The sequence below is a fragment of the Paraburkholderia fungorum genome (assembly GCF_902833645.1).
Classification (GTDB): domain Bacteria; phylum Pseudomonadota; class Gammaproteobacteria; order Burkholderiales; family Burkholderiaceae; genus Paraburkholderia; species Paraburkholderia fungorum.
The window spans coordinates 98009-118932 of sequence record NZ_CADFGE010000005.1 but is presented as its reverse complement, the minus strand read 5'-3'; the positions used below and the strand labels follow the sequence as shown (position 1 = coordinate 118932).

Sequence of the window (20924 nt, the reverse complement as noted above, 5' to 3'; positions counted from 1 at the left end):
CAATGGGGCGTTCATTGTGCACCTCCTTCTGAGGCCTCGATAAACATTGGGATTTGTCCTTCCCCATCATTGCGACACGGGCGATGTTTGCGCGATAAGGCCGCTGTAACCGCATCGCTGCGCAGATCGCTCGCACGAATTTGCCAAGGAGCGTCGGGCATCACCTGCTCGGCGGGCAGAACCCGATCGTTGATCAACCGGCGGATCGCGTGACTGGTGACGCCGAGCAGTTTTGCGGCTTCGAACATCGTCAGCCATTCTCCATCCTTCTCAGCCGACTTGTACGCATGGATGTCTCGCACTCGCCGTATGGAACTGACACGGTGCGCAGATTTATATGAGCATGCAATCCTGGCGCGGGCACACGCCAGTCAACGAGTATGCAGACGCGGGCAACTCACAATGCTCCGGGGTCCGTAAATACAGGCCGGCGCTTGCTGCGTCGGAACGACTGCCCAGCCAGTGAAAAAACTCGGCGAAGCACAGGCACCGGCCATACTGGCAAGCAGATCGATCAGGAACGGTCCAGCCGGTTTCCGTCAATCCGCACGCGGTCGCCCGGACGGAGATCGCCGGGTGAGGGCACGTCGAAGGAGCGTGACGATCCGTCATTGAGTTGAACAACGATTCGATACGCGCTCGGGGCCGCATTGCTGTACTGCCGGCCAATCTGATTTCCGGCCACCGCACCGCCGAGCACGCCCACTACGGTCGCCACGTCGCGGCCATGCCCTCCGCCAAACTGGTTGCCGACCACACCACCGACGACCGCGCCGACCACCGTGCCCATTACACTGCCCGGGCTAACCGCATTGGATGTGGCGAGAGGCTGAATTCCCGAAACAACCCCATACTGAAGTCCGTAACCGGAGCTTGCAGGAGGCGCGTTGCCATAGGCGCTTGCGCTATCGACTGGCGGTGGATAGGTTGGCTGCACATACACCGGCTGGGCATATGCGGGTTGCACATAGGCAGGCTGCGCCGGACTCGCACCGTACGGCATGTTTGCGCCAGGAACCACGCATCCACTCAGGGGTAAAACTGCGCACAGCGCGATGTAAAAGATTGGTTTGGCAAATTGAGTGTTGTACATGATGCTCTCGACATCTTGACGCCGCATGTCAGCGGCCAAAGTTGAAGTTCCGCATGGAGTATAAGGATTCGTTGCCGAATATTTTCACTGCGCCGCGTAACAGTGTGTAAGTTGTTCCGCCGCCACCGCTTAAGTCAAACGCATTGCCCTGCTGACTTGTGTAGTTTCTCTGCGACGCGTTCCCGGACGCTTCGCTCGACGGGTGAGCGGCGTCGCGGCGTCGCGTTGAGTCGACCGCTTGATGTGTGCCGGGCACTAAGCAAACGGGGGTGCCGGAAGACAGCCGCTCGAACGCACTTACGTCCTTCCTCGCGGCCGCAGTTCGAAACGCCGATCAGCACTCGCCTTTTTTCGCATGTCCCGGCGGACAGTGATCGGGCCCGTGCCCGTGATGGCGATGACGCTCTTTCCATTCGTCGCGATCCCAGTAACGGCGTCCGTCGCAGTAACGGTCGCCATGCCAACCCGGCGACACGACGAGCACCGCTGCCGGAGCGACCACGTCGGGCGGCGGCACGCCAATTGCTGAACATCGGCCAACCACATTGACCCATTGACCACAGCTGCCCAACTAGCGAAGCGCAGCTGATCAGGTCGGTCCGATCTGATTCCGTACAAGCTTTTGAACATCGCCGGCATCATCTACGGTCTCATTGGCGTACTGGTTTTGTTGGAGATGGTCGCAAAAAGCGTTGCAATGAAGGCATTCTTGGTCCATTGGGCGGCGGCCGTGCTCGTCTGGGCTCACACGGTTACCCCGATCGTTGCCCTGATTGGTGCGAGCATCGGTCCCACACTTCCATCCGCCGCGATCACGGTGAAGTTCTTCATGTCGTTTTTGTGCCATTCGGTCGTCGTGCCAGGAGTCGCGGAGTCGGTGGTATTTTTTCCACGGTCAAGGCGCTTTCAAGCGCTTACATCGCGTACGTTGGCATTCGGCCTGATCAGCAAAAACGGCGCCGAGTTGCTATACCGCGACTCAGGAGTGACGCGATGGAAGCTGTTGGACAAGTGGGTATGAGAACGCGGAAAAAGCGAATGGCGGGTGGTAATAGCTCGCATAGGGGCTCAAGATTTGCCTGATCCGAAAGGGTGCAGACTTTCGCGTTGCGCAGTTGTCGCAGGTCCGCGTTAAAGATTCACCGAAGGGAAGCTTGTGAGAGGCCGGTATCGTTACGGTTCAGCGCCCTTCGTTTCAGCGATGAGGCGAATCAACAATGTGATGCTTGCGAAGGGCTCGTGCAACTGGCGAGACCGGCGTCAGTGCGACGTTTAATGCTGTGCTTGAGCGCAGTGCAGCGAAAGTCGCATGCTGCGTTCTTCGGGGGCTGCGTTTCCGAGAGGGAACGTGGCTACCCTCTTGGTCCGTGTTCACGGCACGTGACCGCACACGGAGCAGCGAGGGGGCTGGCGGCAGGACTCGCCACCCGTCGCGGCTCCGCCAGACCCGGTCCCCGCCATGCGGGCCGTTATTTTGCGGCGCTTCAATGCTGATAAGTCGTATTAGCTGCGTTGCGTTTAATGATCCGGCGGGCCGCCGACCGCTCCGGTCGCGCAAAGTCGAAAATATCGCGTCCCCTTGCAACCATGCACATCGGCGACAACGCCGGTTGCCTCCGAAGGCAGATTGAGGCAGAACTCCAGACGGACAAAGCCTCTGGATTATCTGGTCAACCGTGGCCGGTACATTGCAGACCATCTGCGACGGGACGTGAACGATGAAATCTTCCGGCGCCGACCGCTAGCTGTGCTGGTGGGTGACGTGATAGTCCATGCTATGGGTGTTCAGCCCTCTTCTGCTCGTGCCCTGCGTTCTGGCCAGCTTCTGCGCCATATCACTGGCGATCCCGTAAGGCGAATGCCGGCCGGCTAAGCGTTGGCGAGGCAGCGTGGCTTTGAATGCGCGGTGGCCAGTCGTAGAACGCATTGAAGATGTCAACACGTGCGCAATTAAAGTTGTCAACTGGATGAGATCTCGAACCGTGAAAAACGCGCAGGCATGCTGGACAATGGATTCCCGTGCGCGAATTAAACATGTCAACTGCCGCCGGAAGCGTACCGGGTTCCGATCGGGGCGAGGCTGCGTATCCAACCCAATCATGCATGTGCAACGAGCTCACAGCATCCGGTCTATCAGGCGCTCGCGAAGGACGGCACAGTCGAACGTGGTGCCGGTTTTACGGATGGTCATTCGGCAGGATCAACTGATGCACATGGCCACCCCACTTCGGTTCGACAGGACACGCGACGTGTCTGCGAGATGAACGGCGGTAACGCAAGTTCTGCCGGCAGTTCAAGCCGTATTCAGTAACCTCCTCCAGTTCCCGCAACGAACACGGCACGTGCGGACTGCGTGCAATTGCCGCACAGCGGTCCGGATGGCGCTGCCATTTTCGAAGTCAATCGCCATCACGCACGGTCGAGCGAGATTGAGAAGTGCGGCCGGGTCGGGCTACCGGGTTGGCGAAGGTAGCGGGCGGGTAACGCAAACGCCGCGTCAGGCGACGTTGCCGGTCCGCGACCATGGAATGCAGGTCGCGCGGTTGAATGCAGGCTCACTTGCAAATAATCCGGGCTCGTGCGCGCCGTCGGTTGCAGCTTAGGCTGGCGCAAAAAGCGTGGATTGCAGATTCGGCTGTTTTGGATTGCAGTTCATACAATTATGCAACGTCATCGTACCGGTCCCTCAGTCAGCGTTTTCCTTGGCACCTAGCGCAAACGGATGAAGCGACCGACTTCCGTCTGTCCTCACGGGCCAGGTTCGCCTTGCTACTTCAGGATTGGTTCAGGTGACCCCGAGCAGGTTTCTCCACTCCGGAAGGCTTCCCTTGGGATCCAGTGCGTTGACCAACGGTGCGGCACGCGTCGCCAGGTCCTGTTGTACGTCGGCGATAGCATTTGTGAGGGCACTCGACATTCCTAAGCCGTCTAGCATTAACGCTGCTTCGCGCATCTCTTCGGCGCGCCGTTGCCCGTGTTCGACCACGCGACCGATCAGATACGCTTCGTAGCCCTTGTCCCACCCTACACCCGGAAACGTTGCCGCGAGCGACGCAAGCACGCGGCCGTCCACGTCGAACTGTCTGGCCGCCAGCATCGACTGAACGCATAGCGCCTCCATGCCCTTGATCATGATGCTGCGGCATAGCTTGATGGCTGACGCGAGGCCGACTTCCTGCGCCACCGCTTCCGTGCGCATCCCCAAACCATTGAGACAGTCTGCCGTTTGTACAGCGAGTCGGCCGCCCAGCAGCATCGGCACCCGTATGCCTTGCGGCGGAACCGGCGCCATCACCGCGGCTTCCACGTAGTGGGCGCCATTGCGCTCGATCTGTTGGCAGTTGCGTTGTTTGACGGCGGGCGAAACCGAATTGAGGTCGAGGAAGATCTGGCCGCTTGTCAGATATTCCGCTGAAGCTGTGGCGACCGCTTCCGCCTGGCTCGCGGTGACTGCGGAGAAAATAAGTTGCGCATCGCGCAGTGCCGCAGGGAGATCGTCGGCCACGTGAACTTTGCATTCGTGGGCCCGCTGCATGATCGTCGGGCGCGTAGCCGCATCGTGCAGCTTGATGTCGAAGATCGACACTTCATGGCCGGCCGCGGTCAATGCGCGACCGAAAATAGGCCCCACTTCTCCGAAGCCGATAATTGCAATGCGGCCAATAGGCTGAGTGCGATTCTGATCCATGCTGATTCTCTGCGAGTGAGGGTGGAAAATGAAAATATGAAGTGAAGGAGCGCCGTGATGTGTGTCGCGACCTCAACGCGGATGTTCGGACGCCCAGACTGTCGCCGGTCCGGCTGACGGCGCGTGACGGTCGCTCACGTAGGCGTCGGGTTTCTGCTGGTCGAACATGCCCTCCCATTTTGACAGCGCGAGCGTTGCCGATCACGTTGGTCGTCGCCGTGGCGATCGCGAGCACGCGATCGATGCCCAATAGCCACCCCACAACCGAGGTGGGCAACATGCATGATGGCCGCCGTTCCAGCAGCCGTTCGCCGAGCGTTTCTTGGAGTTCCCGCACGGAGCGCGTCACGGCTGATTGCGCGCGAAAGAGCAGTGACGCTGCCCGGCTTGCGCCGCCGTGTTCGACGACGATTGTGAACACACGCAGTTTGGCGAGGTTGAGAATTTCGGCGATCGGGGATGTCGGGTTGGCCAGGAGAGCGGACGTGCGAAGTAAGCGCACGGTCAGGCAGCGGTGCCGTAGAGCGGCAATATTCTCGACTCGAGCATTGCGATCGCCTGGATGGCAAGTTGTGACAGCGTGTGCTTGCTACTGGTTGCGATTGCAAGGCGGCTGAAGAGCGTCGGCTCGGTAATGCGGATCACCTGGAAGCGCCGCTTGAGCGCATCGCTGCTAGTCGCATTGAGCGATAGCACCGCATAGCCGATACCCTCGCTGACCAGATCGAGAATCGAGGTCACTGCGTCGACCTCCAGCTCGATACGCAATCTTACGCCCTGTTCCGCAGCAGCCGCCTCGACCATCCGTCTGATCGCGTGCATGCGGCCCGGGATGATGAGTGGGTAGCGCACGATTTCCCGCAGCGCGATCGTTGTTGTTGACTCGCCTACTGCCTCTGTGAGTGTATCGCCATTGTCCGGGCCGATCAGAAACAGTTCTTCAGTAAAAATGGTTCGCTTGTCGATCAGCGGCGTATCGAATGTGTCGTACAGGACAGCGACGTCGATGCGGCCCATCATCAGCCATTCGATCAGATAGGTGGACAAGCCTTGCGCCACCGAGATAGTCGCCCCGGGAAAGGAGGACCGAAAGCCACGCACGAGTTCATGCGTGGCGACCCTGGCAAAGCTGGGGGTAATGCCGATGGCGAAATGACCACCGGGTGCGCCGTGTAACTCGTCCAGATCCTGCGAGGCCCGCTGCACCTGCTGCAGGATACCTTTCGCATGCGCGAGCATCCGCTGGCCGGCCGGCGTCAGCGTCACGCCGCGGCCGGTGCGCTCGAGCAGCGTATGCCGCAATTCCACTTCCAGATGCCGCACCAGCCGGCTCAAGGCGGGCTGATTCGAGTCCAGCGTAATCGCAGCACGGGTAAAGCTGCCGAGTTCAGCGACGTGAACGAATGCCTCGAGCTGCTTCAGGTCCATTGTCGATAACCTATGTGAAATTCACATATCAGCTAGTTCAATATGGCGATTGTATCGGTCCATCGTCGCGGCCACAATGCATACAACCCATAGAAAGCCGCGCCATGCGGTCTGACATTGAGACGACGCTCATGAAATCCTGCCTGCCGCCCGATCCCCACCCCGTTCAACCCACCCAGCGTCTGCCTGCCGGTGCTTGCGATGCGCACTGCCACGTGTTCGGCCCCGCCGAAATCTTTCCATATGCGCCGGACCGCAGCTATACGCCGCCCGACGCGCCTTTCGAGCGGCTTGTTGCGCTGCACGATTTTCTCGGCGCGAGCCGCGGCGTGATCGTCCAGGCAAGCTGCCACGGCACCGATAACACTGCGATGCTGGATGCGATTGCGCGCGGCAACGGACGCTATCGGGGCGTCGCGATTGTCGACGGCGACGTCACCGACGAACAGTTGGCAGATCTCGACGCGCGCGGCGTGCGCGGCGTGCGATTCAATTTCGTCGCGCATCTGGGCGGCGCACCCGATCTCGACGTTTTCGACCGCGTTCTCGAACGTATCGAGCGGCTCGGCTGGCACGTCGTGCTGCATCTCGATGCACAGGACATCCTCCAATACGCCGAACGGATTGCGCGTATCAAGGTGCCGTTCGTGATCGACCACATGGGTCGCGTACGCGCGGATGCCGGGGTCGATCAGCAGCCGTTCCGCCAGCTTCTGGAACTGATGCGCAATCCGCTTGCCTGGGTCAAAGTGTGCGGGGCCGAGCGCGTGTCCGTAGGCCGCCGTCCGTTCGACGATGCGATCCCGTTCGCGCGCACACTGATCGAAGCCGCACCCGACCGCGTGCTTTGGGGTACCGACTGGCCGCATCCGAACATCAGCAAGGACATGCCAAACGACGGCGAACTGGTCGATCTGCTGTTCCGCGTCTGCCCGAACGCGGCGCTGCGCGAACAACTGCTCGTCATCAACCCGGCGCGGCTTTACGGATTCTGAGCGAGCCGTTTGCTTCACAAACTTTGAACTGCCACACGAAGAATGGCAGTCAGGCGGAAATCCGGAATCGACCGGCTTTTCGCTCACCATTCGAATCAGGAGACAACGATGACCGATATGCATCGCCACGCGGCCAATGCGGCCGATTCGGCTGATCAGGGAGCAGCGTCATGAACGACAGTGCCGTCATGACGCCCCCCGCGCGCAGCGCGAAGAAGAAACCCTTCTATCGCACGCTGTATTTCCACGTTTTACTCGCGATCCTGCTCGGCGTGCTTCTCGGTCATTTCGCGCCGTCGCTTGCCGTGCAAATGAAGCCACTCGGCGACGCCTTCATCAAGCTGGTCAAGATGGTGATTGGCCCGATCATCTTCTGCACCGTCGTCACCGGCATGGCTGGAATGGGCGACATCAAGAAGGTCGGGCGTGTAGGCGGCAAGGCGCTGCTGTACTTCGAAATCGTATCGACGCTGTCGCTCGTAATCGGACTCGTGGCCGGACATCTGTTTCGTCCCGGCGCCGGCTTCAATCTGAATCCCGCGACCATCGATACCAAAGCGCTCGCCGGATTCACGACTGCCGCCCATGAACAGAACACGGTCGACTTTCTGATGCACATCATTCCCGACACCGTGGTTAGTGCGTTCTCCAGTGGCAATGTGCTGCAGATTCTACTGATTTCCGTGCTGTTCGGCGCTGCGCTCGCGGCTACGGGGGAATATGGCCGGCCACTGGTTCGCATGATCGACCGCTTTGCGCAGACGTTCTTCGGCATCGTTCACATCATCATGAAGGTCGCAGCGATCGGCGCGTTTGGATCTATCGCGTTCACGGTCGGCACCTTTGGGATCGGCGCCGTACTGCCGTTGCTCAAGCTGATCGGGACGTTCTACCTGACGCTCGCCTTCTTCGTGCTGGTGGTGCTCGGCATCATTTCCCGCTTACTCGGTTTCAGCATCCTGCGTTTCCTGAGCTATATCCGCGAGGAAATCCTGATCGTGCTCGGCACAAGTTCGTCGGAGGCCGCGCTGCCGCGGATGCTCGAAAAACTCGAACGGCTCGGGTGCTCGAAATCGGTGGTGGGTCTCGTGATTCCGGCCGGCTATTCATTCAATCTGGACGGCACCAACATCTACCTGACGATGGCGGTGCTGTTCATCGCGCAGGCCTTCAACATCGAACTTACCCTGACGCAGCAACTGACGCTCGTGGGCGTGGCGATGCTGACGTCGAAAGGCGCAAGCGGTGTGGCTGGCGCGGCCTTTGTGATGCTGACATCGACATTGATGGTGTTCCCGATTATTCCCGTGTCCGGAATGGTGCTGATTCTCGGCATTCACCGCTTCATGGGAACGGGACTCGCGATCGCGAACACTATCGGCAACGGCGTCGCCACCCTGGTGGTGTCGGCATGGGAACACGAGCTTGACCGTTCGAAACTGAACGCCGAAATGTCACGCCGTCACACCGAATGACAGGCTAGCCCGCGAGAAAAGCCCTCGTGTACTTCTGTCTGCGTGCGCCACCACCGGTGCACGCAGCGGGAAGCGTTCGCGCATAAAACAACAACCTGGTTTGGAGACGAAACATGATGTCAGTAAAAAACAGCGGCACCAGTACACCCTTGAAACTCCATGCGGTATGCCTGGGCGCTGCACTGCTCGCGGCCGGCGGGCTCGTCGCGCCTGTCGCGTACGCCGACGATTCGCAGGTAGCGGCCGGCGCAGCGACGATGTCAGGCTCCGCGGTTCAGTTGTATGGACTGATCGGTATGTATCTCGACAGTTCCAAACTGAGCACCACGCGGGCCAGCACGGTACAGCTAGGCGGGGGCGGGATGACGACGTCGTTCTGGGGCATGCGCGGCCGCGAGGACATTGGCGGTGGCAATGCAGTGTTCTTCGCGCTCGAAAGTTTTTTCAGGCCGAACACGGGGCAGATGGGACGCAACACGACGGATGGCCTGTTTTCCCGCAATGCGTATGTTGGTCTGACCGGTGCATACGGCACGTTCAAGTTCGGAGAGCAGACCAATCCAACTTATTTTAATCAGATATTCGTCAATCCGTTCGGTGGGTCGGTGGTGTTTTCGCCGTTGATCGTGCAGTCGTACACGGCGAGCTACAGCAATACGCAGATCGGCGACACAGTCTGGCAGAACGCCATCGAGTATGTTTCTCCTAGCTACGGCGGCCTCACGGGCACTGCGATCTATGGCGTGAGCACCACCACGGGTCAACAGGGGAAGGACAACTTCGGTTTGCATCTGACCTATGCAAACGGGCCGCTGACGGCGGTGTTCTCGGCGCAGCGTGTACGAACGGCTGCGGTCGCGCCATCGAGCGGTCAGTATCTGTATCTCGCAGGCGCTGCGTACGATGCAAAGCTGGTGAAGCTTTATGGGGCTGCACAGATGACAAGCAACAACAATGTCGAGACGGGATCGCATACGTATGAGCTAGGGTTTTCCGTACCGTTGTCACCGTCGAACATGATCCTTGCCGAATGGGCGCGCACGAAGAAGAGCGCACCGCTGAACCATAGCAACGTACGCAACACCGGCTCTATTGCATATGACTACATTCTGTCCAAGCGCACGTATGTGTACGTGGTCTATTCCTACGACAAGCTGACGGCCAATCCGTCGGGCAGTACATACGGTGTCGGCATGCAGCATACGTTTTAGGGCGAGGCGAATCTGCAGCCGAAAAAGGTTCGTTAACGACGTCGGCGCGCATGCCATTCGCACCATCGCGCCGGTAACTCAACCAGCTTTTTGGAGCGACGATGATCATCGACATTCACGGCCACTACACCACCGCGCCGAAGGCGCTGGAGACGTGGCGCAAGCGCCAGATTGCTGGCATCACAAATCCGTCCGAGGCGCCGAAGGCGCCCGAATTGCGCATCGGCGACGACGAGTTGCGCGAGTCGATCGAAAGCAACCAGTTGCGTTTGATGCGCGAGCGCGGCCTTGATCTGACCATTTTCAGCCCGCGTGCAAGCTTCATGGCACATCACATTGGCGACTTCGAAGTATCGAGCACGTGGGCCGCCATCTGTAACGAACTCTGCTACCGGGTGAGCCAGCTCTTCCCGGATCATTTCATTCCGGCTGCGATGCTTCCCCAGAGCCCGGGCGTGGACATCGCCACCTGCATTCCCGAACTGGTGAAGTGTGTCGAACAGTACGGCAACGTCGCGATCAATCTGAATCCGGACCCGTCGGGCGGCCACTGGACCAGCCCGCCACTGTCCGACCGCTACTGGTACCCGATCTACGAGAAGATGGTCGAGTACGACATTCCCGCCATGGTTCACGTGAGCACGAGCTGCAACGCATGCTTCCACACCACTGGCGCACATTACCTGAACGCGGACACGACTGCCTTCATGCAATGCCTGACGTCGGACCTGTTCCGCGACTTCCCAACCTTGCGCTTTGTGATCCCGCATGGCGGCGGCGCTGTGCCGTACCACTGGGGGCGCTTTCGCGGGCTCGCCCAGGAGCTGAAGAAGCCGCTACTGACGGAGCATGTGCTCAACAACGTCTTCTTCGATACCTGCGTCTATCACCAGCCGGGCATTGACCTGCTTACGCGCGTAATTCCCGTTGACAACATCCTGTTTGCCAGCGAGATGATTGGCGCGGTGCGTGGCATCGACCCGGAGACCGGCGACTACTTCGACGACACGAAGCGCTATATCGAGGCGGCGCACATCGATGCAGATGAACGGTACAACATTTACGAGGGTAACGCGCGACGTGTCTACCCGCGTCTGGATGCAGCATTGAAAGTGAAAGGGCATTGATCATGTATGAACTTGGAGTGGTGTATCGCAACATTCAGCGGGCAGACGGCGACGTCGCCGCGAAGCTCAGTGCTCTCGGGACTGCGACAGTACACGAGGCAATGGGACGTACTGGACTGATGAAGCCCTATATGCGTCCGATCTATAGCGGCGCACAGGCGAGCGGCACGGTTGTCACGGTCCTGCTCCAGCCGGGCGACAACTGGATGCTGCACGTCGCAGCGGAGCAGATCCAGCCGGGCGACATCGTGGTTGCCGCGGTCACGGCTGATTCCACCGACGGTTTTTTCGGCGACCTGCTGGCGACCAGCTTCAAGGCGCGCGGCGCGCAAGGGCTCATCATCGACGCAGGCGTGCGCGACGTGCGCGTGCTGGCGCAGATGAACTTCCCGGTATGGAGCAAGGCGATCTCTTCCAAAGGGACGGTCAAGGCGACGCTCGGATCCGTGAACATTCCCGTCGTTTGCGCCGGGGCGCTGGTGAATCCGGGAGATGTCGTCGTCGCGGATGACGATGGTGTGGTCGTGGTGCCCGCAGCATTGGCGGCGCAGGTGCTCGAGAAAGCAGCCGCGCGTGAAGCCAACGAAGGCGAGAAGCGCGCCAAGCTGGCCGCCTGCGTGCTCGGCCTGGATATGTACAACATGCGAGAGCCATTGCAACAGGCCGGCCTGCGCTATATCGACTGAAAGGCAGAGAAACCATGAGTGGGCAGATCACCGGCATCTCTTCGATGGCCACGCGCCAGGTGCTGGCCGAGCTGGTCGAAGAATACGGGCGGCTATCGGCGCGGCTGGTGGCCATCGAGTCGGTTGGCGGCGTCGCCGCTGCCCGGCGAGTCCAGGAAGGTGAGCCGTTCGATATCGTCGTGCTTGCGGCCGACGCGCTCGACCCGCTTGCCGCAGCCGGCCGGATCGATCCGGCCAGTCGGGTCGACCTGGTCCGTTCGGGCGTGGCGATTGCGGTAGCAGCAGGCGCGCCGCGGCCCGAGATCGGCACTGAAGCCGCGCTGCGCGACGCCATTCTGGCCGCGCGTAGTATCGGGTATTCGACGGGTCCGAGCGGTTCACACCTGAGTCGCCTGTTCGAACACTGGGGCATCGCCAAGACCATTGCGCCGCACATCGTGCAGGCGCCTCCAGGTATTCCGGTCGGCGCGCTCGTCGCGCGCGGGGATGTCGAGCTCGGCTTCCAGCAATTGAGCGAGTTGATGCACCTGCCGGGCATCGATGTCGTCGGTTCTTTGCCCCCGGAAGTGCAAATCATCACTACCTTTGCGGCCGCCATATGCACGGCATCCCGACAAAGAGATGCCTCGAGGGCATTGCTCTCATTTCTGGCCTCCCCTGCGACCGCCCCCACCAAGCTTCGTCACGGCATGGAGCCGGCATGACAAAAGGCGGACCTTGCTGAAACCCTGTTGCCCCTATCGCGATAACTCATAGATCAAGGTTGCATGAAACTCGCCACCAAACTCTGGATTTCAACTGCGTTGCTGCTTGTGCTGATTTTCGGCATCGTTGGCTTGTCGATGTGGCGGTTCGCGAGCATGGAGGCGCAACGGGACACCTCGCTGAAGATGCTGTCTGGAAAAGTGACTGCTGCCTACGCCTGGTCGAAACTCGCGGATATCGCGGCATTGCGCACGCAGGCGATGATTATTAGCGCCGATCCCGCTTTATCGGATTTCTTCAGCAAGGATAATGCCGCGACGATTTCCCAGATCGCAGTGGTGCAGAAGACGATAGCCGTCCTGGCGCACACCCCCGCTGACCGGAAGCAGCTCGATGCTATTGCAGGGTTGCGCAATCAGGTGCTGGCGACCCGCGACAGGATCGTGGCAATGCGATCCAATGAGGCCCGGAAGCCTGCGGCGCTTGCCATGTTGAACGAGGAATACATGCCGGTTCAGACTGCCTACGGTAAGGCGATCAGGACGTTCGTTGAACTGCAGGAGCAGCAACTGGCGACGGCCCAGGCAGATTTCGAACGTCAGCGATACATCATTGTTGCGACGACCGCGATACTGATTGTGGTCCTCGCGCTGAGCGTACTGACCGGTGCTGCTGCACTGATCCGGTCAATCCGCAAGCCTTTGCTCGAAGTCAATCACCTCGCGGCGAAAATCGCGCAAGGTGATCTGAGTGCGGATCTGACGGTAACCCGAGTCGACGAATTTGGCGAACTGATGGAATCCATCCTCGCGATGAGCCGCTCATTGGCGTGCATCGTTCAGCGCATTCGCACCGGCGCCGAAAGTATCGGTACGGCATCGAGCCAGATTGCATCCGGCAATCTCAACCTGTCGCAGCGTACGGAGCAACAGGCCGCGTCGCTCGAAGAGACGGCGGCCAGCATGGAACAGTTGACTGGCACGGTGAGGCAGAACACTGACAATGCGCGGCAGGCTGGTATGCTTGCGGTGACCGCTGCCTGCACGGCCGAGCGGGGCAACGAAGTCGTAAGCCGCGTTGTCGCCACGATGGCCGAAATCAGTCAGCGTTCGGAAAGGATTGGGGACATCATCGCGATCATCGAAGGGATTGCATTCCAGACCAACATCCTCGCGCTCAATGCAGCGGTTGAAGCTGCCCGGGCCGGAGAACAGGGTCGCGGATTTGCCGTGGTCGCGGGGGAAGTGCGCACGCTTGCACAACGCTCGTCGTCTGCGGCAAAGGAAATCAGGGATTTGATTGAAACGTCCGCAGAACGTGTACGTGCCGGAAGTTTGCTGGTTGGGGAGGCCGGCCAACGGATGAATGAGATCGACACGAGCGTGCGGCGCGTGACAGATATTATGGGCGAGATATCCGCCGCTTCAGCGGAACAACAAACCGGTATTGAGCAGGTGGCGCTGGCGGTCACGCAGATGGACGAAGTGACCCAGCAGAACGCCGCGCTCGTCGAAGAAGCGGCGGCCGCCGCGCAGTCACTGGAGGAACAGGGGCGTGATCTGAAGGCGACCGTTGCCCTATTCAGATTGTCGGACTATAAGCGCCTTTCGGGCAATGCGTGAGGAATGTCTCGCGCTAGCAGCTCCTACGTGGGAAGCGCGGTAGGGTGTGGGACTAAATACTGAAACATGTCGCCCCGGGGCGTTGGACTATCGTGCGGCAAACGCATGATTGGGGTCGCTTCAGAAAATGGAAATAATGCATGTTAAGCAGGTGACGCCCGTCTGGCTCGGCCTTCTGACTATCTTGCGGCGAAGGCTTCAGTCATCTGGCGCGCACGCTTGCCCTCGTCACTTTGCGGGTAAATCGAGGTGGTCGCGATCGAGGCGCGGCGCAGGTTATCCCGAACCGTCGTCAGTTCCGCTCCGCGGGCCAGCGCATGGGTGGCTTGGGCGTGCCTCATCCAGTGCGGGCCGGCGCGTCGCAGCTTTTCGGCAACTGCGGGATGGTCGGCCGCAATGACATCAGCGACCTCGTCAAAGAAGCGCCTCATCACATCGAGGCTCGCGAGCAACGGTGTCCTTGGTTCCCAGCGCGCCGGCGTCACCGGAAGGCGACGCTGGACGAGGTACTGGTCGAGCGCTGTGCGTGCCAGTGGTGGCAATGCCACCTTGCCGGGCTTGCTTCCCTTGCCGACCAGATGCAGCCAGTGATCGTCGTGTTCGTCGGTGCGGATGTCGCCAAGCGTCGCTCCCACGAATTCGCTCGCTCGCAATCCGGTCGCATACGAGAAGTCCAGCGCGAAGCGCATCCGCTGAGCAGCGGGCGCTTCCCAGCCATATGACCATTCAAGGCCGTCTGCAATCGTGCGAACGAGCAGCCATTCGCCTTCCCTGAATCCGCGCGATGTGTCGAGCGGCGCAACGCGCGTGCGGCCCCGCACTTTGATGGCCGGCAAACGGGTTGGCCAGCACGTAGCGCTGCTCGATCAGCCAGCGAAAAAGCGCGCCCAGCACCGACAGAGCGTAGGCGACCGAGCGCGCCGACAGGTTACCGGCGAACGGCCGCCAGTCAGGTGCCGTGCGTGGCCGTGGCGGTCCGACCCAGCGCTCGCGCGGCGTCGGCCGGCGCAGGAAAGCCCAGTACGCGATCGCGTCTTCCGTGGTGAGTGACGATAGCGCCCGTCCACGCTGCACGATCGCCCACAGGATCAGCCGCTCCGCCTCCTTGCGATAGGCGCGCTGGGTCGTGGGCACCTCGTGCAGCGCGAGCCACGCCTGCACTGCCTGAAAGTCGTTCGATGCGTCCAGCGTGCAGGCCTGCCGGGGCGCGCGGAAGCTACCGTGCGAACCATCAACCTCATGCGGTAGCCGCAGCCGTTCCCACTGCACGACCAAGTCTGGCGAGGCCGTCACGATCAGTGCACGGGCCCGATCCGTCAATCGGGGATGGGCCTCGAAGAACATCTCGATCTGTTGTGCACTGGTCCGGCCTAGACCGGGAATTGCGCTCCACCATCGACGCCGGCGTGGTACCCGCACAGTCAGGTCCGCAAGCGTGGTGATACCGGCCGCACGTAGCACGCGTACGGCGCGAGGTTTCAGCCACAGTTCGATGTCGTCGACGATCTGCGGCTGCGGCGCAGGCAAAGCGGCGAGTATCTTGAGCGCGTGTGCGACCGCACCGGCCCGCTCAAGCCGTTCGTTGATGGAGTGCAGGAGGAGATCAGCGAGATCGGTGCGCTGGCGATGATGCGCGAACGCGATCAGTTGCAGGCGGATCAGGCCGATGACGCCGCGAGCCGACTGGCCCGACGCCTTGCCCTGCGGCAGGTAACGGTTCACTGCGGCCGTGGAAGACAGGTCCGCATACCAGCCGCGCAGCGCCGCCAGCCGGTCAGCATTGGGAAACGTTGGCGAATCGGGTGTGTGGCCGTGCCCGGGGGCCTTGGACTGACCTATTTTCATGATCTGAAGTTTAGTGTAAAGATGTGTCTATTGAGATAGGAATACTTATCTTAATACCCGGTAGCCACATAAGTTCAATATTGCGTTGAGTCTCATGCTCCAGACGCCGACTGGACTGAATCCGATTCGGATAGCCGTCGATATAAATATTGAGCAATACAGATGGATGATACGAGGGCCGCCCCGTTGCTGCGGGCGCGGTTCCGTCGAAGCCGAGATGATGGAGATCAAGCTCGTCGACAAAGACGTCGACTACGCGCACCGGATTGTCCGCGGAGACATAGTCTTCGAGATACTCGGGCAGCAGGACAGCCCGCTTACGGTCTTCGCGTTCAACGAATCGCTTCATGTGGCCGCCCGGTCTGAACGCGTTACTTCAGTTGAGGCGTTCAGCATGCGTTTTCACACAAGCTGGACCCATCGCTGCCCGCTAACCAGTTGCATGGAATGTCAGAGCCTCAGCCAATTGCGGCCGCTCATAGTCGCGGATCCGTGTTACCTGGCAGGCTGATTTGTCGCAGGTGTCGCGCATACGTTGAGTTTCTGCGAAATACGGCTGCCGGCGCGCCGGCGGTTAGCTGTCGTTGTCGCGAGCACTACGCGTACGAGCTCCCGTCCGTTCCCCCGTCAAATAGCCTGATCAAGGCTTGATAGTCAACCGGCTTGGTCAGATGATGGTCGAACCCAGCCTCGGCCGATCTGAGGCGATCCGCCGGAAGTCCGTATCCAGTGACGGCCACCAGGATCACATTTCGATTTGCCCCGGATTCGCGTAGCCTTCTCGCTACTTCGTATCCGTCCATGCTTGGGAGCCCGATGTCGAGAAGTACGAAGTCAGGGTTGAAGGTCGCCGCAGCGCTGAGTCCCGAAACACCATCTATGCGCGTCTCGACCTGATGACCCTCACTCGCCAGAAGCATTGCCAGCGCTTCGCTCGCGTCGGCGTTGTCATCAATGATGAGAATCCGCCTTGGAGGGGCCGCAGCCGCGGCTGACTGCGAGTTGATCTGTTCGTCCGGGATGGCTCCCGGGTCAAGCGGCAGATCGATGATGAACTCACTGCCAGTCATGCCGTCGCTAATAGCCCGGACCGTGCCGCCGTGCAACTCGACCAGCCGTCTCACCACGGACAGGCCAACACCCAGGCCATTCTGGCGCTGACCATCCGACGCAGGCCCCTGAACAAACATGTCGAAAAGACTCCCGAGCATCGAGGACGGGATGCCTTTTCCGTTGTCTTTGATGCTGAGCGATAGTCGATGCGCCGTTGTGGTCGCCCGCAACTGTATGGAGCCGCCCGGCGCGGTGTATTTCGCCGCATTGATGACGATGTTCTCGATGACCTGCGACAGCCGGGTCGGGTCAGCGTTTAGCCAGATGGGTTCTTCCGGCAGGGAGACGGACAGCGTATGACGACGTTCATCAATGATCGGCTGGCAAACTTCGATGGCGCTCTGAACGATTGTTTTAAGGAGAACCGTCTGTCGGTTCAACTCGATGCTGCCGCTCGTTATCCGGGTGATATCGAGCATGTCGTTCACGAGGTGCATCATTGCGCGCCCCTGCCTTTGAATGACGCCGGCGGCCCAGTCCTTCTGCGTGACCGGCACCGTTTCCGACGCGAGCAGATTTCCGGCGGAAACCAGCGCTGCAAGTGGATTGCGCAGCTCGTGGCCGAGCATGGCCAGAAATTCGTTTTTCCGCCGGTCGGCGACCGCCAGCTGTTCGGCACGCTCGCGAAGGTGAGCATTGCTCACGCTGCGGTTGACGAGATCACGCTCGGTTGATGACACCGCAATCGCATTGCCCCCGTCGTCCGTCAGAACCGATAGCGTAAGCCATATGTCGACGACGCGGCCGCCCTTCGTTACCCGTTGTGTCTCGTAGGAATGCAGCGCCTCGTTGTGCTCAGCATGGCGCACGAAGTCGATATGATCCTGCCTTGCACCGCGGGGCATCAGATCGGAAACAGTCATGCGCAGCGCTTCGGCCTCGCTGTAGCCATACATCGCGCTCGCAGCCTTGTTCCAGGCGAGAAAGCGGCCTTTGAGGTCGAATATCGTCACCGCGTCGTTCGAATCCTGAACCACGGCGGCAAGGCGGCGGGCGCGTTCATCGGATAGCTTGAGATGGGTGATATCGGTCCAGGTCACGACGACGCCCGAAGGCGGCGTTCCGCGAACCGCGATATACGGCATGACGCGGCGAACATACCATTCTGCGGTCGCGGTTTCTATCTCCTTCTCGACCCGCTGGTCCACGCCCATCAGTATCCGGTCGACCTCTGAGGGCAACGCGTCGCCGAGCGGGTTGCCGAGGACCTCTACGATCCTGCGTCCGATGTCCGGCGGCGCAAGGCCCAAAATCTTCGCTGCGCTAGGGGTAAACCGTTTAATCAGCCCCTGCCTGTCGAGCAGCAGCGTCGCGATTTCCGTGCTGGCAAGCAGATTCGTGACGTCCTCATTGAGGACCTCCAACTGATGAACCTTCTGCTCCAGTTGAGAATTGACGACATTCATCTGCTCATTGACCGCCTGCAGTTCCTCCTTGGACGTTTCGAGCTCTTCGTTTGCGGAGCGCAGCTCCTCATTCATCGAAAGGATTTCTTCGTTCGATACCCGCAATTCGCTGTTGCTCTCCTCCAGTTCCTCGATTGTGCTGCCAAGCTCCACCTGCGTTGTGCGAAGTTCGCTCTCGAGGTGCCAGAGGTCGGAATCCGCGCCGGAGGGCGCCATCGACACAGGCCGGTCGGCCGTCGGCAACCTGGCGAAGATGACAAGCAATGCCTTGCCGGCATGCGTCGTGTCGAACGGTCGCGTCACCGTGATTTTCACCGCGGGCGCACCACCGTCAGCGACGATTTCACTGACCGGCGAGGCCGACTGGTCCTGGATCGCCCGACGCAATACAATCCGGAGCTTGAGGCGCAGGCCGTCGCGCGCCATGTCGAGAATATTGCCGGTTGGCTCACCTGCCGGCTGCGTCAGGTATTCGTCCGTCGAGCCGCTCACGTAGAGCACCTGGTGAGCAGAATTGATTAGCACCGAGGCGGCATGGTGCTCTTCCAGCAGCGTGGCGTTGACCAGTTCCGCGTAACCCTTGCTGCGGACACCGACGCGGCTTGCGGGCGGGAATTCCTCGCGGCGCGCCGTATTTGCGGAAAACCGGTAGCCAGTGACAGCCGGTGCGATGACCGGACTGCGCTGGTAAATACGCCAGGCTCTCGACACCTCCTGGAACTGGGTGGAATCGGGATCGGTACTTTCCGATCGTCCCAAAAACAGATAGCGCTTCGGATTCAGCGCGAAGTGGAATAGCTCAAATACCCGCTGCTGGGCTTCGGGCTCGAGGTAGATCAGCAGGTTCCGGCAACTGATCAGATCGACGCGGGAAAACGGGGGATCGGCAATAAGGTTCTGCGGGGTGAACAGAACCGTTTCGCGAAGTTCCTGCCGGATCTGGAATCCATCGCTGTGCGCCTGAAAGAAACGCTCGAGCCGCGCTTCACCCACTGGTGACGCGACGCTGGCCGAATAGATGCCCTGACGTGCGCGTCCCAGCGCAACGCGGTTCACGTCAGAGGCGAGGATCATGAACGGCCGCGTCACCCGGCGCTTCTCGATCTCCTCGGTCAGCAGCATGGCCATCGAATAGGCTTCTTCGCCCGTTGCGCATCCCGGCACCCATACACGAATTGGCTGCTCGCTCTGCGGCTCCTCGAGCAGTACGCTCAGCACGCGTTCGGACAGCGCGGTCCATGCATCAGGATCGCGAAAGAACTCCGTCACACCGATCATCATATCGAGACTGAGTGCCTGAGCCTCCTCGGGCGAGGCCGACAGGACGCCGCAATAGGCATCAAGGCTATCAATCCGGTTGACCGCCATGCGGCGGGCAATGCGGCGCTGAAGCGTCCCCCGTTTGTAGCCCCTGAAATCTGATCCGGCAGCCGCAAGCGCCCTGAGCACCGGTTCAAGATCGACCGGCCGCGCGGCATCCAAGGCGGCCTGTGACGTCCCTGCCGTGGATCGTGTGATGTAATCGAACAGCGCAGCAGGCATGTTTTCGACCGGCAGCACATAATCGACCAACCCCGTTGCGATTGCATGGCCAGGCATTGCGCTGTGCTCCGCCGTGTCAGGCGTTTGCGCCATGACCATGCCGCCCTCGGCCTTGATCGCTCTCAGGCCCGCTGAACCGTCCGCGTTCGCGCCGGTGAGCACAACCCCGATGGCGCGATCATGCTGGTCAGCGGCCAGCGACGTGAAGAACGCGTCAATCGGCATGGGGATTGCTGGGCGACCGACGGCGGCCCGCAGCCGGAACGTGCCATGCTCGATAACGACAGACACCTTCGGCGGGATGACATAGACATGTCCCGCGCGCAGTGTTGCGCCATCCTCAATGGCTGACACGGGTAAACGCGTGTCTTTGGCCAGCAATCCGGGGAGGTGACTCTCCGAACCTGGCGCCAGGTGGACAATGACCACGAAGGCAACATCGGCCGGAATTTCGGAAGCAGCCCTGAAAAACAGGCTTAACGCATGGAGGCCACCGGCCGACGCGCCGATCGCGACTATTCGCGGAGCGATGGCCAACCCTTGCGCTGTAGAGGTCTTATTGGGATCATTCATGGTACACCGCTCAAGACCGCTGGAGCGCCAGTGTAGCGCCTATTACATCGCCACTGATCGAACTCCCGGTGCAGAGGCATTTCACGCCCGGTGGCGGACGTTGGATACGGAGCACGCGAAAACGCGTTGGCATGAAAGGAGACTTACAACGGTATGCCTGACGTACCATACAGCACGGCTGCAAATATCCGTATCCGAATTTCCGTGATCGCCCCCAAGCGGCCGGCCAACTTTCTCGGCAGCGGACGTTCGCAAACTGTGACGACTGAAGTGATGCTACGTAGCTGACAGCCACTTCCTGATTTCGACAGCGTTGTCTTACGTGTAACTCATTCGTAGAGCACCTGAGCGAGCGCGAGCCAGCCGCAATCACCGGCATGGAAACGCTAGCGAGTGGAGACTGCGAAAGAGGTCG

15 protein-coding genes and 3 pseudogenes are annotated in these 20924 nt (G+C 60.4%); 9 read left to right on the top strand and 9 right to left on the bottom strand.

The window, feature by feature from the left end:
- Nucleotides 1-11: 11 nt before the first annotated feature.
- The 3 genes and pseudogenes from HWX91_RS17655 to HWX91_RS40755 form a co-directional block, all read right to left on the bottom strand.
- Nucleotides 12-248 (bottom strand): helix-turn-helix domain-containing protein, encoded by a 237-nt coding sequence (locus HWX91_RS17655; protein ID WP_028197508.1) that lies wholly within the window; start codon nt 246-248, stop codon nt 12-14.
- A 266-nt stretch (nt 249-514) separates the two neighbouring features.
- Complete coding sequence (locus tag HWX91_RS17650; RefSeq protein ID WP_028197507.1) at nt 515-1093, bottom strand: glycine zipper 2TM domain-containing protein; 579 nt, start codon at nt 1091-1093, stop codon at nt 515-517.
- Nucleotides 1094-1427: 334 nt separating this feature from the next.
- A pseudogene (locus HWX91_RS40755) lies at nt 1428-1616 on the bottom strand (hypothetical protein); the annotation flags it as partial.
- A 99-nt stretch (nt 1617-1715) separates the two neighbouring features.
- Between HWX91_RS40755 and HWX91_RS17645 the strand changes: the two are divergent.
- Together HWX91_RS17645 and HWX91_RS40750 are read left to right on the top strand one after the other, a co-directional pair.
- Nucleotides 1716-2114, top strand: coding sequence for a hypothetical protein (locus HWX91_RS17645; RefSeq protein ID WP_081833118.1), 399 nt, complete (start codon nt 1716-1718; stop codon nt 2112-2114).
- A gap of 1032 nt (nt 2115-3146) precedes the next feature.
- Nucleotides 3147-3301, top strand: a pseudogene (locus HWX91_RS40750) (hypothetical protein); the annotation flags it as partial.
- Nucleotides 3302-3878: 577 nt separating this feature from the next.
- Here HWX91_RS40750 and HWX91_RS17640 read toward each other — a convergent pair.
- The 3 genes from HWX91_RS17640 to HWX91_RS17630 form a co-directional block, all read right to left on the bottom strand.
- Complete coding sequence (locus HWX91_RS17640; protein WP_028197504.1) at nt 3879-4781, bottom strand: NAD(P)-dependent oxidoreductase; 903 nt, start codon at nt 4779-4781, stop codon at nt 3879-3881.
- Complete coding sequence (locus HWX91_RS41205) at nt 4681-5202, bottom strand: helix-turn-helix domain-containing protein (RefSeq protein WP_341809976.1); 522 nt, start codon at nt 5200-5202, stop codon at nt 4681-4683. The genes HWX91_RS17640 and HWX91_RS41205 overlap by 101 nt, the downstream gene beginning before the upstream one ends.
- 83 nt (nt 5203-5285) lie before the next feature.
- A complete protein-coding gene (locus tag HWX91_RS17630; protein WP_028197503.1) occupies nt 5286-6209 on the bottom strand; it encodes a LysR family transcriptional regulator in 924 nt (307 codons plus the stop codon).
- 131 nt (nt 6210-6340) lie between these two features.
- Between HWX91_RS17630 and HWX91_RS17625 the strand changes: the two genes are divergently transcribed.
- From HWX91_RS17625 to HWX91_RS41090, 7 genes are all read left to right on the top strand, one after another.
- The gene (locus tag HWX91_RS17625) at nt 6341-7204 is read left to right on the top strand and encodes an amidohydrolase family protein (RefSeq protein ID WP_028197502.1); all 864 of its coding nucleotides are present in this window, start codon (nt 6341-6343) and stop codon (nt 7202-7204) included.
- Between the two features lie 170 nt (nt 7205-7374).
- Nucleotides 7375-8679: a dicarboxylate/amino acid:cation symporter gene (locus HWX91_RS17620; RefSeq protein ID WP_028197501.1), complete on the top strand. Its 1305-nt coding sequence runs from the start codon at nt 7375-7377 to the stop codon at nt 8677-8679.
- A 116-nt stretch (nt 8680-8795) separates the two neighbouring features.
- Nucleotides 8796-9890 (top strand): porin, encoded by a 1095-nt coding sequence (locus tag HWX91_RS17615; RefSeq protein ID WP_081833134.1) that lies wholly within the window; start codon nt 8796-8798, stop codon nt 9888-9890.
- A 101-nt stretch (nt 9891-9991) separates the two neighbouring features.
- On the top strand, nt 9992-11017 hold the full coding sequence (locus HWX91_RS17610; protein ID WP_028197499.1) for an amidohydrolase family protein: 1026 nt from the start codon (nt 9992-9994) through the stop codon (nt 11015-11017).
- 2 nt (nt 11018-11019) lie between these two features.
- Complete coding sequence (ligK, locus tag HWX91_RS17605) at nt 11020-11703, top strand: 4-carboxy-4-hydroxy-2-oxoadipate aldolase/oxaloacetate decarboxylase (protein ID WP_028197498.1); 684 nt, start codon at nt 11020-11022, stop codon at nt 11701-11703.
- Between the two features lie 14 nt (nt 11704-11717).
- Nucleotides 11718-12407: a substrate-binding domain-containing protein gene (locus HWX91_RS17600; protein WP_028197497.1), complete on the top strand. Its 690-nt coding sequence runs from the start codon at nt 11718-11720 to the stop codon at nt 12405-12407.
- Nucleotides 12408-12470: 63 nt separating this feature from the next.
- Complete coding sequence (locus HWX91_RS41090; RefSeq protein ID WP_052660755.1) at nt 12471-14030, top strand: methyl-accepting chemotaxis protein; 1560 nt, start codon at nt 12471-12473, stop codon at nt 14028-14030.
- Between the two features lie 179 nt (nt 14031-14209).
- Here HWX91_RS41090 and HWX91_RS17590 read toward each other — a convergent pair.
- The 3 genes and pseudogenes from HWX91_RS17590 to HWX91_RS17580 all read right to left on the bottom strand — a co-directional run bounded on the left by HWX91_RS17590 (nt 14210) and on the right by HWX91_RS17580 (nt 20509).
- Nucleotides 14210-15875: pseudogene (locus HWX91_RS17590) on the bottom strand (phage integrase family protein).
- Between the two features lie 10 nt (nt 15876-15885).
- A complete protein-coding gene (locus tag HWX91_RS17585; protein WP_474631172.1) occupies nt 15886-16224 on the bottom strand; it encodes a transposase in 339 nt (112 codons plus the stop codon).
- Between the two features lie 247 nt (nt 16225-16471).
- Entirely contained in the window at nt 16472-20509 is a 4038-nt protein-coding gene (locus HWX91_RS17580) for a CheR family methyltransferase (RefSeq protein ID WP_042275440.1), read from the bottom strand.
- Nucleotides 20510-20924: the final 415 nt, after the last annotated feature.

What these genes read in the sequence shown, in the direction of transcription:
- HWX91_RS17610 (WP_028197499.1), top strand. Translation starts at nt 9,992, where the DNA reads ATGATCATCGACATTCACGGCCACTACACCACCGCGCCGAAGGCGCTG.
- HWX91_RS17620 (WP_028197501.1), top strand. Translation starts at nt 7,375, where the DNA reads ATGAACGACAGTGCCGTCATGACGCCCCCCGCGCGCAGCGCGAAGAAG.
- HWX91_RS17585 (WP_474631172.1), bottom strand. Translation starts at nt 16,224, where the DNA reads ATGAAGCGATTCGTTGAACGCGAAGACCGTAAGCGGGCTGTCCTGCTG.
- HWX91_RS17580 (WP_042275440.1), bottom strand. Translation starts at nt 20,509, where the DNA reads ATGAATGATCCCAATAAGACCTCTACAGCGCAAGGGTTGGCCATCGCT.
- HWX91_RS17625 (WP_028197502.1), top strand. Translation starts at nt 6,341, where the DNA reads ATGAAATCCTGCCTGCCGCCCGATCCCCACCCCGTTCAACCCACCCAG.
- HWX91_RS41090 (WP_052660755.1), top strand. Translation starts at nt 12,471, where the DNA reads ATGAAACTCGCCACCAAACTCTGGATTTCAACTGCGTTGCTGCTTGTG.
- HWX91_RS17640 (WP_028197504.1), bottom strand. Translation starts at nt 4,781, where the DNA reads ATGGATCAGAATCGCACTCAGCCTATTGGCCGCATTGCAATTATCGGC.
- HWX91_RS17650 (WP_028197507.1), bottom strand. Translation starts at nt 1,093, where the DNA reads ATGTACAACACTCAATTTGCCAAACCAATCTTTTACATCGCGCTGTGC.
- HWX91_RS17615 (WP_081833134.1), top strand. Translation starts at nt 8,796, where the DNA reads ATGTCAGTAAAAAACAGCGGCACCAGTACACCCTTGAAACTCCATGCG.
- HWX91_RS17630 (WP_028197503.1), bottom strand. Translation starts at nt 6,209, where the DNA reads ATGGACCTGAAGCAGCTCGAGGCATTCGTTCACGTCGCTGAACTCGGC.
- HWX91_RS17600 (WP_028197497.1), top strand. Translation starts at nt 11,718, where the DNA reads ATGAGTGGGCAGATCACCGGCATCTCTTCGATGGCCACGCGCCAGGTG.
- HWX91_RS17655 (WP_028197508.1), bottom strand. Translation starts at nt 248, where the DNA reads ATGTTCGAAGCCGCAAAACTGCTCGGCGTCACCAGTCACGCGATCCGC.
- ligK (WP_028197498.1), top strand. Translation starts at nt 11,020, where the DNA reads ATGTATGAACTTGGAGTGGTGTATCGCAACATTCAGCGGGCAGACGGC.